14 protein-coding genes and 1 other annotated feature are annotated in these 12,372 nt (G+C 28.5%); of the genes, 10 read left to right on the top strand and 4 right to left on the bottom strand.

All coding sequences use genetic code 11. From position 1 onward, the window contains the following. Positions 1-27 precede the first annotated feature (27 nt). The gene (locus JW646_RS07525; RefSeq protein ID WP_074919567.1) at positions 28-273 is read right to left on the bottom strand and encodes a TIGR03905 family TSCPD domain-containing protein; all 246 of its coding nucleotides are present in this window, start codon (positions 271-273) and stop codon (positions 28-30) included. A 138-nt stretch (positions 274-411) separates the two neighbouring features. Between JW646_RS07525 and JW646_RS07520 the strand changes: the two genes are divergently transcribed. Continuing rightward, positions 412-1,278 carry a YncE family protein gene (locus JW646_RS07520; RefSeq protein WP_228417150.1) on the top strand — a complete coding sequence of 289 codons (867 nt, stop codon included), beginning with the start codon at positions 412-414 and terminating at the stop codon, positions 1,276-1,278. A 3-nt stretch (positions 1,279-1,281) separates the two neighbouring features. On the opposite strand, the gene JW646_RS07515 is transcribed toward JW646_RS07520, so the two are convergent. Together JW646_RS07515 and JW646_RS07510 are read right to left on the bottom strand one after the other, a co-directional pair. Then, positions 1,282-1,818: a DUF4364 family protein gene (locus tag JW646_RS07515; RefSeq protein WP_074919565.1), complete on the bottom strand. Its 537-nt coding sequence runs from the start codon at positions 1,816-1,818 to the stop codon at positions 1,282-1,284. Positions 1,819-1,960: 142 nt separating this feature from the next. Beyond that, positions 1,961-2,167, bottom strand: a complete 207-nt coding sequence (locus JW646_RS07510; protein ID WP_018591798.1) for an alpha/beta-type small acid-soluble spore protein — start codon at positions 2,165-2,167, stop codon at positions 1,961-1,963. A 267-nt stretch (positions 2,168-2,434) separates the two neighbouring features. On the opposite strand from JW646_RS07510, the gene JW646_RS07505 reads away from it, so the two are divergent. The 6 genes from JW646_RS07505 (at position 2,435) to hpt (ending at position 8,758) form a co-directional block, all read left to right on the top strand. Beyond that, on the top strand, positions 2,435-3,205 hold the full coding sequence (locus JW646_RS07505; protein ID WP_074919564.1) for a polysaccharide deacetylase family protein: 771 nt from the start codon (positions 2,435-2,437) through the stop codon (positions 3,203-3,205). An 86-nt stretch (positions 3,206-3,291) separates the two neighbouring features. Next, the gene (locus JW646_RS07500) at positions 3,292-3,930 is read left to right on the top strand and encodes a single-stranded DNA-binding protein (protein ID WP_074919563.1); all 639 of its coding nucleotides are present in this window, start codon (positions 3,292-3,294) and stop codon (positions 3,928-3,930) included. 102 nt (positions 3,931-4,032) lie between these two features. After that, entirely contained in the window at positions 4,033-4,602 is a 570-nt protein-coding gene (locus JW646_RS07495; RefSeq protein WP_206925169.1) for a class I SAM-dependent methyltransferase, read from the top strand. Between the two features lie 245 nt (positions 4,603-4,847). Continuing rightward, positions 4,848-6,620 (top strand): sigma-54 interaction domain-containing protein, encoded by a 1,773-nt coding sequence (locus JW646_RS07490; protein WP_148557067.1) that lies wholly within the window; start codon positions 4,848-4,850, stop codon positions 6,618-6,620. A gap of 215 nt (positions 6,621-6,835) precedes the next feature. Beyond that, entirely contained in the window at positions 6,836-8,149 is a 1,314-nt protein-coding gene (locus JW646_RS07485; protein ID WP_228417149.1) for an L-cysteine desulfidase family protein, read from the top strand. 69 nt (positions 8,150-8,218) lie between these two features. Further along, positions 8,219-8,758 (top strand): hypoxanthine phosphoribosyltransferase, encoded by a 540-nt coding sequence (hpt, locus tag JW646_RS07480; protein WP_148557069.1) that lies wholly within the window; start codon positions 8,219-8,221, stop codon positions 8,756-8,758. A gap of 83 nt (positions 8,759-8,841) precedes the next feature. Here hpt and JW646_RS07475 read toward each other — a convergent pair whose 3' ends face one another. Continuing rightward, positions 8,842-9,462, bottom strand: coding sequence for a DUF488 domain-containing protein (locus JW646_RS07475; protein ID WP_148557070.1), 621 nt, complete (start codon positions 9,460-9,462; stop codon positions 8,842-8,844). A gap of 245 nt (positions 9,463-9,707) precedes the next feature. Beyond that, positions 9,708-9,953 (top strand) — a binding site (T-box leader). Positions 9,954-10,020: 67 nt separating this feature from the next. Between JW646_RS07475 and trpS the strand changes: the two genes are divergently transcribed. The 3 genes from trpS to JW646_RS07460 all read left to right on the top strand — a co-directional run bounded on the left by trpS (position 10,021) and on the right by JW646_RS07460 (position 12,348). Next, positions 10,021-11,040: a tryptophan--tRNA ligase gene (gene trpS / locus JW646_RS07470; protein WP_074919557.1), complete on the top strand. Its 1,020-nt coding sequence runs from the start codon at positions 10,021-10,023 to the stop codon at positions 11,038-11,040. A gap of 198 nt (positions 11,041-11,238) precedes the next feature. Continuing rightward, entirely contained in the window at positions 11,239-11,634 is a 396-nt protein-coding gene (locus JW646_RS07465) for a CidA/LrgA family protein (RefSeq protein WP_074919556.1), read from the top strand. A 21-nt stretch (positions 11,635-11,655) separates the two neighbouring features. Further along, positions 11,656-12,348 carry an LrgB family protein gene (locus tag JW646_RS07460; RefSeq protein WP_074919555.1) on the top strand — a complete coding sequence of 231 codons (693 nt, stop codon included), beginning with the start codon at positions 11,656-11,658 and terminating at the stop codon, positions 12,346-12,348. Positions 12,349-12,372 lie beyond the last annotated feature (24 nt).

Genomic DNA, 12,372 nt, shown 5'->3' with positions numbered 1-12,372 from the left:
TAAATTGCTTAACCGCCTTTTTAATGTTTATAAAGCCTCAACTATTGCTTTTGATAATTGATCTGGGCATGAAGTATCTTTAGTACCACAAGTAGTTCCTTCTAATCTTGCAGCAACTTCTTTAGCGTTTTGACCAACTATTAATTTGCTTATACCTGATAAGTTTCCGTTACATCCACCTTCAAAATTGGCTTCCTTAATTATATTATTTTCATCAACTTCTAAAGTTATTTGACGGCAACAAACACCGCTAGTTTGGAATTCTATTTTCATATATGTACACTCCTTATTTTAAATGTTCCAATGAATATGATAACAATAGATAAAATATAAAGCAACTATAATAGAATAATTATATATTTTATCTAATATATTATTATAGTATAAAAAACATAGAGGGGAGGGTAATCTATGAAGGTGTATGTTTCGAACTATTTATCAAAAAGTATTAGCGTAATAGACTATGAGACTTTAACTTTAGAAAAAGAAATTAAACTGGATGACAATATTTATCCCCATCACTTCTGTATAGATAAGGAGAAAAGCAAGATGTATTTGCCCAGTTCCAGTAATGGTATCTTATATGTGTTAGACATGAAAGAGGAAAAAATAATAGACTCATCATCTATAGGAGGAAGCTTAACTCAAATAGCTATGTTTGAAGAAGAAGTGTTTATTGCCAATGAGGATTCTAATAGTATTTATTTTATGGATAAAAATACTTTAGATCCCATAGCAATAATCTGTGTGGATGACATGCCCCATGGTTTTTGCTTTGATTTGCCTAGAAAAAAATTGTATGTTCCATGTATGGACTCCATAACGTGTATTGATATTATTAATAAAGTTATAGAAAGTAAAATAGATATAGATTATAAAGCATGGCATGTACAACTAGATAAGTACAAGAGTGAGATTTATGTATCAACCTTAGATGGAAAAGTAGTAATTATTGACGAAGATACTTTAGCTACGAAAAAAGTTTTTGACGAATTTTTGCTACCAGTTCAAATATCTTTCAATTATAAGGATAAAAAAGTATATATAGCCGATTTGGGATACAAAAATATAAAGATACTAGATTATAGTTTAGGAAAGTATATTGGCAATATAGACATAGATGGAATACCTCAGGGATTAGAAATCTCTCCAGACGAAGAAAAATTATTTATATCTGATACTCAAAAAAACTCAGTAAAAGTTTATGACACTTCTACAAATAAATTAATAAAGGAAATAAAAGTAGAAAAAGAGCCTACAACAATTATTTGTATGTAGGCCCTAGTGTATATCTCGGATTAATAAATTTATAACTTCTGCATACATATTAGAAGCATTATTATTCCAATTATTGCATATTTGTTTTGCTTGTTTTTCCGATGAAACGTTTAAGTTTAAATCTATTAGGTTACTTTGGTTTTCAATAACTCTTAAATTAACAATAAACTCATTTTCACTTTGCTTTACAAAACTAGATTTAACTTGAGTATCAGCTAATAAACTTTCTTTATTATTTTTTATGTATTCGTCAATTTTAATTGCATAAGATTCTGGTATTCGGTTTAAGAAGTACTCTAGTGTTTCAAGTCCCTTTTGTGTTAGACAATAGTACTCTCTTCCAGAGTCTTTGTATGGTTTTATAAACTTAGAATCCATAAGTTGTGATAAGATTTGCTGGAATGAGAAATAGTTCATCATATCAGTTTCTAAAACAACTTGTGTCATCTGTGAGTTAGTTAAATCCATATTTATTTTGTCTAAAATATATAAAATTAAAAGTTTATGATATGCCAACTCTTCAGTTGAGTTTTCAAACATATTATTATCCTCCAAGAAACAATTTATATTACTATATTAAACTAAATTATAAAAAATTAAAAGTGGTATTTAAAATAAAAAAATATATAACAAAGGCTACCTAATTAGGTAGCCTTACATTAATGTGTTATTTTTTTTAAAACTATTTGCCTGCCATTTGCTTTTCAGCCATTTCAACTAACTTTTTAGTCATATATCCACCTACATAACCGTTTTGTCTTGCAGTTAAATTACCTTTGTCAATATTTTCGTAATTAGACATTCCTAATTCGCCAGCTATTTCTAATTTCATTTGATTTAATGCAGCTCTTGCCTCAGGTACCACTTGTCTGTTGTTAGAAGTTGACATAGTAAATTTCCTCCTTAAAGTTGAAATATAATTTTTTTGTTAACATCATCTAATTGATGTTACTTATAATTTCTCCAAATTCAAAAGTTATATTCTGAAAAATAAATCCAAAAAAGTCGAATTTAGTAAAAAATTTAAAAGTGAGTATTTACCTTGTTTACACAAATTAATACAAAAGCATGGCGAATTTTAGTACATGCTTTTGTAATTTTTTTTGATTTTTTTAAATAAATATATGGTAGGAGTATTTTAAATAGGAGGTAAAAAATGAACTCAGCATATAAACGAACAAAAGCTTTTATCTTAAGTATAACTTTGTTTTTTGCGGCTTTATTTATTATAGGTTGTTTCGTGTTGGGAATAAAAAATATATGCTCTGCCATTCAAGGGTATGAAACACCTATAAATAGAGTTGATACAAAGAATAAAAAAGTTGCACTTACTTTTGATGTTGCTTGGGGAAGTGAGAATATTAAAGAGATATTAGACATATTAGATAAACATAATGCAAAAGCTACATTCTTTTTAGTTGGTAGTTGGGTTGATGACAACAAAGAATTAGTTAAAGAAATACATAATAGAGGTCATGAAATTGGTAATCATTCAAACACACATAGCTCTTTTCCAGACATATCTAATGAAGACAAGATAGATGAAATAATATTGACAAGTAATAAAATAAAAGATTTAACAGGTGAAAAAGTAAATTTATTCAGACCACCTTTTGGAAATGTGGATAAAGATACTATGAGTACTTGTAAATCTTTAGGATATTACACAATAAAATGGGATGTGGATTCTGGAGATTGGAAAAATATTGGACCGGTACATGTATTAGATAGAGTAAGTAAAAATACTTCACCTGGATCAATTATATTATTTCATGCAAATGTTAAAGATGTAAGTTTATATTTGGATAGTTGTCTGTCTAATTTAGAAAAGAAAAATTATGAAATGGTTACAGTATCTAATCTAATTTACAAAAACAATTACAAAATCAATTCTTCTGGTGAGCAAAGTATTCAAAGAAATGATTAAATGTAATAAAAAGTAAAGACTATAAATATATTTATGGTAGAAGAAAAGATAAAGTTATAATTAACAATTTTGGGGGGAAAAATAATATGATAATTGTTAAGGACGATACTAATGTTGTAAATTTAAAAGGTGAACTAGAAGATGAATTAGAGTTTAGCCATGAAATATTTGGTGAAAAGTTTTATAGTACAAAAATAAAAATTAATAGACTAAGCAATTCCTATGATGTTCTTCCAATGACTATCTCAGAAAGATTATTACAAGATATAGATTTTGAGAGTGAAAAATTGGTAAGTGTTGTTGGCCAACTAAGATCATATAATAAGAATATTGATAATAAAAATAAACTTGTTTTGACAGTATTTGTTCGCGAAATAAAAGCAATACCAGAAATTGATACAAAGGATCCTAATAGCATTTTCTTAGATGGATATATATGTAAATCACCAATATATAGAAAAACACCGCTGGGAAGAGAAATAACAGATTTGCTAGTTGCAATTAATAGACCTTATAATAAATCAGACTACATCCCATCTATAGTGTGGGGAAGAAATGCTAAATTTGCAAAAAGTCTTAACGTTGGAGATAGAATCCAAATGTGGGGAAGAGTGCAAAGTAGAGTGTATGAGAAAAAGGTAGAAGGTGGTGATTCTGTCAAAAGAACGGCCTATGAAGTTTCTGTATCAAAAATAAAAAAATTTACATTAGGTGACGAAGAATAAAGAATATTACAAATTATAATATATGTATTGAATACTTAATTAGGATTTATTATAATCTAATAATGACTGGAATTATACGAAAAGCTTTATAGGGAGGATAACGTGGAAAGTTTACTATATAATAAATACGAATCATGTTCGGGATTACTTGAATTTTCCGAAGAAGTGCTATCATTTTTAAATAATATAAAACATGATATCGGAAGCAAAGTCTTATTAGTAGGTAAAGTTGGTGAACTAGGCAAGAGGATAAGAGCATTTGGTGTTCAGGTAACTATTTTAGAACATAACAATAGAGAAGAAATTTGCTTTTCTCATGTAATGAATGAGAATTGTACAGTAGTAAGTGGACAGCTAGAACATATGCCTTTCAATGACAATTATTTTGATAAAATTATAGTATTAGATTATTTAAATCATACAGCAAATTGTAATAAGTCTGTAGGAGAAATCAACAGGGTTCTTAAAAACAACGGAGAAGTAATAGTAGAAGATTTAAACTTAAAAGATATAAAAGTAAAATTAAAATATTTTAAACATAGGATTTGTGGAGATAATATACATTATAATTATCCTATTGAAGTACAAGATATATTCAAAAAATTTAACTTTGAAGGAAAGTTAAAAGAAATAGAAAATAAAAGATATATTTATATAGGAAAAAAAAAGTAAAAGAGCTAGAATATAATTAAATAATATAATAAAAGACTAGGTTAACCTAGTCTTTTATTATACTCTAAGAAAATCTACTAATAAGGAGAGATAAAAGTGAAACTGGGCATTAATTTTACAATTGTGGGGGCTGTAATGTTATTTGTAATTCTTATAACTATTCAAATAACATTAAATAGAATATATGTTGTTTTAAAAGAAATAAAATCTTTGTTAAATATAAAAAAAATTAAGGATTGATGAAAATGAATGGTCTAAAAGATATAAAAGATGATATTCAAAATATAGCTGAAGCAATGCTTTCAGTTTTAAATATTGATGTTACTATAGTAGATGAAGAGTTAGTAAGAATAGCTGGAACAGGAATTTATTTAGATAAGATTGGCGAAAGGGTAAATGGATACTCTGCTTTTAAAAAATGCTTAGAAGAACAAGTATTAATTTATATTGATGATTCGGAGCAAAATGATATTTGTAAAATATGTTCTAACAACGGGAACTGCAAAGAGTATGCAGAAGTATGTTGTCCAATTACTCTAGATGGATATTCCTATGGAGTTGTAGGCCTTATAGCATTTAATGAAGAGCAGTCTTCAATAATAACTGATAATGCAAAGGATCTAACTAACTTTTTGGGGAAAATGGCAGACTTAATATCTAATAAATTAAAGGCTCAAAACAAAACAGAAGAATTAGAACTGGAAAAGAAAAAATTAGAGATATTGCTAAATGGTATGAACAAAGCTGTAGTATCTATAGATACTAGAGGTAATATTGATAAGTATAATGTTAAATTTAGAGAAAGCTTTAATATAGATGATGAAAAGTTGGAAAGTGGAAACATTTTTGATCTACTAGACTTTATAAAAAAACCATCAACTTTAGATTTTGAAAAATATAAAACTGGAATTTTCTATTACAAGAAACTAGGAAGAAATTTAAAAGGAATATATAATATTAGCCAAATAGTAGTTAAAAATAAATTAAAAGGATACGTTATTGATTTTATTGAAAACAAAGAAGCAATTAAAAACTATAATAAAATTAATAAAGATTATAAAATAACATTAGATAATATTGTTGGTAGTAGTGAAATAATGGAACATACAAAGCAAAAAGCCTTAATTGCAGCCAAATCAAATTCTACAGTACTAATTACAGGTGAAAGTGGCACAGGAAAGGAACTTTTTGCTAGAGCTATTCATAATCATAGTGATAGAACAGATTATCCTTTTGTAGCGGTTAACTGTGCAGCTATACCAGACAACCTATTGGAAAGTGAATTATTTGGGTATGAGGAAGGCGCATTTACAGGAGCTAAAAAAGGTGGAAAACTAGGTAAATTTGAACTGGCTCATAATGGTACTATATTTTTAGATGAAATAGGAGATATGAGTCTTCACTTACAAGGAAAACTTTTAAGAGTACTACAAGAAAGAGAGCTAGATAAAATTGGAGGAAAGTCCAATATATTTATTGATGTTAGAGTTATTGCAGCTACTAATAAAAATTTAGAAGAGTTAGTAAGAAATGGACAGTTTAGAGAAGATTTATATTATAGATTAAAAGTAATTCCTATAACTTTGCCAACTTTAAGAGAACGTAAAAGTGATATTCCTTTACTAATTGATTATATGATAAAAGAATATGCTCGCAAGCTAAATAAAGATGTAATAGGCATAGAAGAAGATGCTAGTAAGACATTGGTTGATTATACATGGCCAGGCAATGTTAGAGAGTTACAAAACATAATTGAATATAGCATAAATATGTCAAACTCAACCTTGTTAACTTTAGATATTATACCTAACAATATAAAATCAACATATTATGATGAAAAATCACATAAAGAAGAGGAAATAAGAACTTTAGAAGATTTAGAAAAAGAAGAAATAAGAAAAGCCTTTAATAAATATAAACATTATAAAAAGGACAAAGAATTAGTGGCAAAGGCCTTGGGTATATCTAGGGCTACATTATATAGAAAACTTGAAAAATATAACCTAATCTCAAAATGATACAAAAATCTCACTTTGAGATTTTTTTTGCTTATTTTGAGATTTATATAATTGTTTATAATTACATAACCTATAAAAGTATATAAATTTGGCTTGTTAATCTCATTTTTTTATTTTATTGAATTTTAAAAAAGTTGGCACGTAAATTGCTATATTATAATTTGAGAACAATATGAAAATAATAATTTATTTTAAATTACTAGGAGGATTATAAAATGAGAGATTTAAGAACGAATTTAGTTGATATATTAAAGGCTGAAGTAAAACCAGCAGTAGGGTGTACAGAGCCAGTTGCCGTAGCATTAGCTTGTGCAAAAGCAAAAGAGTTATTAGGAGAAGAAGTAGTAAAACATAAAGTATTAGTTAGCCCAAATGTTTACAAAAATGCAATGTGCGTTGGAATACCAGGAACTGATAGATTAGGATTAAAAATAGCTGTTGCTATGGGATTTGTTGGAGGAAAATCTGAGGACGGATTAACTTTATTAGAAGGATTAACTGATGAGCAAGTTAAAGAATCAGAAAGATATGTAGATGAAAATCCAATAAGTATAGAGCCTTTAGAGACTAAGGAAAAGGTTGTTATAGAAGTAAGATTAGAAGGAAAGAACAATACATCAAGAGTTATAATAAAAACTAAGCATGATAACTTTGTATTCTTACAAGCAAACGGCTTAGTATTATTAGATGAAGTGGACGGATTTGCAGAAAAAGCTGAAGCACAAACTACAGAGAAAAAAGAAAACATAATGGACACTATAACTATACAAGAAATAGTTGAAAATGTTGAAAATCTGAATTTAGAAGATATTAAATTCTTATTAGATGGTGTAACAATGAATATGGATATGGCAAAATACGGATTAGAAAATGAAATCGGTATAGGTGTTGGTAGAGGTATAAAAGAATCTATGGAAGAAGGATTATTAGGAGACGGAATAATGACAGAAGCTATGCTTTTAACAGCTGCAGCATCTGATGCAAGAATGGGTGGAGCAAAACTTCCTGTTATGAGTTCAAATGGATCTGGAAACCATGGATTAACAGCAATACTTCCAATAGTTGCTTATAGCTCAAAGTATCCACAAAGTGATGAAAAATTAGCAAAAGCTCTTGCAATATCTCACTTAGTAACTGCATATGTTAAAAACTTTACTGGAAGATTATCTGCTGTATGTGGATGTGGTGTAGCTGCATCAACTGGAGCAAGTGCAGGTATAGCTTGGTTAATGGACGGAAAGATTAATCATATATACGGAGCTATAGAAAATATGATAGCTGACTTAAGTGGTATGATTTGTGATGGTGCAAAAGCAGGATGCGCATTAAAATTATCTTCAGCAGCATCAGCAGCAGTTCAAAGTGCTGTTATAGCTAAACAAGGATATGCAGTACCACCACTAAATGGTATAGTTGGTACACAAGTTGAGCAATCTATACAAAACTTAGGTAGAGTTAGTGATAAAGGAATGCAAATAACAGACGAAATAATATTAAATGTAATGAATGATATGAATAAAGTTGACTAAAACTATCTTGCAAAAGAAGTTAATCTTTTATAAAATGGAAATATCATCATTTATTTAGGAGGTTAATCAATGGATATTGATAAAAAAGTATGGGAAGTTCTATGCTCGGAAGAACAATTAAAAGATAGAATCAAAGAATTAGGTAAAGAACTTTCAAAAGATTACCAAGGCAAGAAATTAATGGTTGTATCTCTATTAAAAGGTAGCTTCATTTTCTGCTCAGATTTAGTTAGAGCTTTAGATGTACCGGTAAGAATAGAATTTATGACAACTTCAAGTTATGGACATGGAACTGCTTCAAGTGGAAGAGTTCAAATCGTTAATGACATAAAGTCTGATTTAGAGGGATATGATGTATTAGTTGTTGATGATATAACAGATTCAGCACATACTATGAACCATGTAATGAATCATTTAAAATCTAAAAATCCAGCAAGTATAAAATGTTGTGTATTATTAGATAAACCAAGTAGAAGAGAAGTAGATTTAGTACCTGATTACTGCGGATTTACAATTGAAGATAAATTTGTTGTAGGTTACGGATTAAACTATGGTGACTATTATAGAAATATACCATATGTATTTGTAGTAACAGATAAAGATAGATAGTAAGATGAAAGGGTGTAACAAAAATGTTACACCCTTGAATTTTGTCTAAATTTGTTAATGATAGGTCAATGTGTTTGAAGGATTTATTTAGTGTCTAATTTTTCTATTCTATAACCAATTTCTTTATTGGCAAGCTTATAACTTTCTTTAATCATATTGTCAGTGTCCATATGATTATCAAATAAAACATCTATGGTAAGTTGATTCCTTTGGTGAAAATATTTTTCTAGTAGAAGTTCTTCCAAGTATTTTTGCGTTTTTAAATTACCTTCGTGCATTATATGTTTTACATCAAATCCCTCTTTAAGTAATTCTTTTCCAACTAATATGCCACGAGGGCATCTTATAGGTTCTTGCATGGCACCAAGTAAGACTATTTTATAACCTTTGATGCAACCTATTTTTAATCTTTGTATACCTTTCTTAAAATCATCTTCTAATATAACTTTAGCAAAATCTGCATATCCTTCATTGTTATAACTTGCTCTAGTTTTTCTCCTAGCACCAAACTCATCAGCCATATAGATATAGGTATAGCCTAACCTTTTTAAGTTTGTTTGAAAAAAGTCTTTGTTATATTGAGTATTGTACTTTGAATATGGGATAGCTCTTATATCAACTACACAATCTATATTGTATTTCTTTAATATTTCTATAAATTTATCAAAAGGGTAATTAGAATGACCTAATGTATATATTTCCATTTCAATCACTTCCTTGTTATGTATTTAGTTATATAAAATTATAATACCCTAATTTTAATGTGATACGTAATATAATATTTAAGTTATAAAGTTAATGAAGAGCAATTTTAACCTAATATATTTATGAAATACAAAAAAATGAATTTTTATTGTAAACAATGGAAATACTGATTAATAATATATAATAAGTAAATTTATTGACATTTAAATTAAAAGATAATAAGATTAAGATAGAAAACCATATAATAAATCCCATGATAAGGAAGAGTAGTTAAATTAAGATTCGATATAGAGAGTTGAGGATGGTGGAATCTCAACAAGAAAGATTTGATGAATGGACCTTTTAGGAGTAAATTGAAATCAGTTGAGAGTAGACTTTACCGTGAATTGCACGTTACAGCAGTTGAGGTATGCTAGTACCAAGAATTAAGAGGTGTATTTTATAGTACACAATTTAGGTGGCAACGCGGATATAACACTCCGTCCTATAGTTTTAGGACGGAGTTTTTTAATTATAGAGAATACTGAAAACTATAAATATCATAAGGAGATGAAGAAATGAGTAAAAAAATAATATTAACAGGAGATAGACCTACAGGAAAACTTCATTTAGGTCATTATACAGGTTCATTAAAAAACAGGGTAGCATTACAAAATTCAGGACTATACGATATGTTTGTTATGATAGCTGACCAACAAGCTTTAACAGATAATGCAAAAAATCCAGAAAAAATAATAAATAGTGTGATGGAAGTTACTAAGGACTACTTAGCAGTAGGATTAGACCCAGAGAAAACAAATATATTTATACAATCACAAATACCGGAGTTAGCAGAGCTTACAGTGTATTACTTAAACTTAGTTACAGTAGCAAGACTTAGTAGAAATCCTACAGTTAAGGATGAAATAAAACAAAAAGGATTTGGAGAAGGAATACCAGCAGGATTTTTCGTTTACCCAGTGAGTCAGGTAGCTGATATAACAGCTTTTAAAGCTGATTTAGTTCCAGTAGGTAACGATCAAAAACCAATGATAGAGCAAACTAGAGAGATTGTAAGAAGCTTTAACAACACATATGGTGAATTGTTAGTTGAACCAGAAGGAATGTATCCAGAAGGAATAGAAGGAAGAATGCCAGGAATAGATGGTAAGGCTAAAATGAGTAAATCATTAGGAAATGCAATATATTTAAGTGATGACGAAGAAACAGTTAAAAAGAAAGTTATGAGTATGTTTACAGATCCTAATCATATAAGAGTTGAAGATCCAGGATGCGTTGAAAATAATACAGTTTTCACTTATTTAGACGCTTTCTGTACAGATAAGGCTTACGTAGAAGAGTTAAAAGCCCACTACACAAGAGGTGGTCTTGGAGATGTTAAAGTAAAAAGATACTTAAACGAAGTGCTTCAAGCTGAGTTAGCTCCAATAAGAGCGAGAAGAGCTGAACTGGAAAAAGACAAAGCATATTTATATGAAGTATTAAAAAAAGGTAGCGAAAATGCTAGAGAAGTAGCGGCTCAGACTTTAAAAGAAGTAAGAGAAGCTATGGGAATAGAATACTTTAAAGGTTTATAAGAATAGATAAAAAGGCGTTGTTTATTAGCAATGCCTTTTATTTTTTTGTAATTACGTCCTTCATTATGATAATATAAGTATAGTGGAAATATTAAATATAATGTTAAATTATAAAAAATAAAGTTTATATATTCATATTTATATAAATGAAATCATATTGTATAATTTTTATATTAAATAAAAAAAGAGGAAGGTAGTATGAAAATATTTAATCAATTAGGAATAATATTTGGAATATGGGCAGGAGGAGAATTAATAAGCTCTTTATGTAGTGATTTTATTAAAATACCTGGAACAATAGTAGGAATGATCATTTTATTTCTATTGCTTCAATTTAAAATAATAAAAGAAGAAACAATTAAAGAAGTATCAGATTTTTTACTTAATAACATGGCTCTATTTTTTGTGCCAGCAGGTGTATCTCTTATAAACTCTTTAGGTTTAATAGGAGAAAATATGGTTGTTTTATTATTGAGCGTAACTGCTGCAACTATGATTATTATGTTTGTAACGGGTAAAACGGTAGATATTATGATTCATAAAAAGCAAGTTGGAGTAGAGGAAGAAGAATCAGACGAGGAAAGATTCGCATAGTAGAGGGATAGGAGATAATCAATGGAGCAGATATTAAATACACAATTATTTGGACTTGTAACAATTTTAGCTTTTTATAATATAGGTTTATTTATACAGAAAAAAGCAAAAAAACCTATATTTAATGGTTTATTAATATGCATAATACTAATTATATTATTTTTAAAAATTACAAATATACCTTATGAAAGCTTTAAGATAGGTGCAGATATAATGAATTTTATGTTAGGGCCTGTTACAGTGGTTTTAGCAGTACCACTTTACAGACAGTTTGATTTATTTAAAAAGCATTTTAAAGAAATTCTTATTGGAATTGTAGTAGGAGTAGTAACTTCTTTTATAATAATAACTATTATAGGAAAATTAACTTTAACAAATAACGAGATAGTTTACTCTATTTTACCAAAATCAATTACAACACCAATGGGAATATCATTAGTCAATGCACTAGGTGGAGTGGAATCTATAACTGTTGTTTGTATAATTGCAACAGGTATATTTGGAAATATATTAGGGGATTTAGTATTAAAAATAGGTAAGATAAAGCACCCTGTGTCAAAAGGAATAGCGCTAGGTACGGCAGCTCATGCTATGGGTACAAGTAAGGCTCTAGAAATGGGCGAGGTGGAAGGTGCTATGTCATCTCTATCTATAGGTATTTGTGGTGTTTTAACAGTTATGTTAGTACCTATATTAATGAATTTTGCAGGATAAGATTATATTTAAAGTGTTTTAATT

The sequence above is a fragment of the Terrisporobacter hibernicus genome (assembly GCF_020809405.1).
Classification (GTDB): domain Bacteria; phylum Bacillota; class Clostridia; order Peptostreptococcales; family Peptostreptococcaceae; genus Terrisporobacter; species Terrisporobacter petrolearius.
Note: the sequence above shows the minus strand (reverse complement) of the source record. Positions and strands in the feature narration are given on the sequence as shown.

What these genes read in the sequence shown, in the direction of transcription:
- JW646_RS07525 (WP_074919567.1), bottom strand. Translation starts at nt 273, where the DNA reads ATGAAAATAGAATTCCAAACTAGCGGTGTTTGTTGCCGTCAAATAACT.
- JW646_RS07520 (WP_228417150.1), top strand. Translation starts at nt 412, where the DNA reads ATGAAGGTGTATGTTTCGAACTATTTATCAAAAAGTATTAGCGTAATA.
- JW646_RS07515 (WP_074919565.1), bottom strand. Translation starts at nt 1,818, where the DNA reads ATGTTTGAAAACTCAACTGAAGAGTTGGCATATCATAAACTTTTAATT.
- JW646_RS07510 (WP_018591798.1), bottom strand. Translation starts at nt 2,167, where the DNA reads ATGTCAACTTCTAACAACAGACAAGTGGTACCTGAGGCAAGAGCTGCA.
- JW646_RS07505 (WP_074919564.1), top strand. Translation starts at nt 2,435, where the DNA reads ATGAACTCAGCATATAAACGAACAAAAGCTTTTATCTTAAGTATAACT.
- JW646_RS07500 (WP_074919563.1), top strand. Translation starts at nt 3,292, where the DNA reads ATGATAATTGTTAAGGACGATACTAATGTTGTAAATTTAAAAGGTGAA.
- JW646_RS07490 (WP_148557067.1), top strand. Translation starts at nt 4,848, where the DNA reads ATGAATGGTCTAAAAGATATAAAAGATGATATTCAAAATATAGCTGAA.
- JW646_RS07485 (WP_228417149.1), top strand. Translation starts at nt 6,836, where the DNA reads ATGAGAGATTTAAGAACGAATTTAGTTGATATATTAAAGGCTGAAGTA.
- hpt (WP_148557069.1), top strand. Translation starts at nt 8,219, where the DNA reads ATGGATATTGATAAAAAAGTATGGGAAGTTCTATGCTCGGAAGAACAA.
- JW646_RS07475 (WP_148557070.1), bottom strand. Translation starts at nt 9,462, where the DNA reads ATGGAAATATATACATTAGGTCATTCTAATTACCCTTTTGATAAATTT.
- trpS (WP_074919557.1), top strand. Translation starts at nt 10,021, where the DNA reads ATGAGTAAAAAAATAATATTAACAGGAGATAGACCTACAGGAAAACTT.
- JW646_RS07465 (WP_074919556.1), top strand. Translation starts at nt 11,239, where the DNA reads ATGAAAATATTTAATCAATTAGGAATAATATTTGGAATATGGGCAGGA.
- JW646_RS07460 (WP_074919555.1), top strand. Translation starts at nt 11,656, where the DNA reads ATGGAGCAGATATTAAATACACAATTATTTGGACTTGTAACAATTTTA.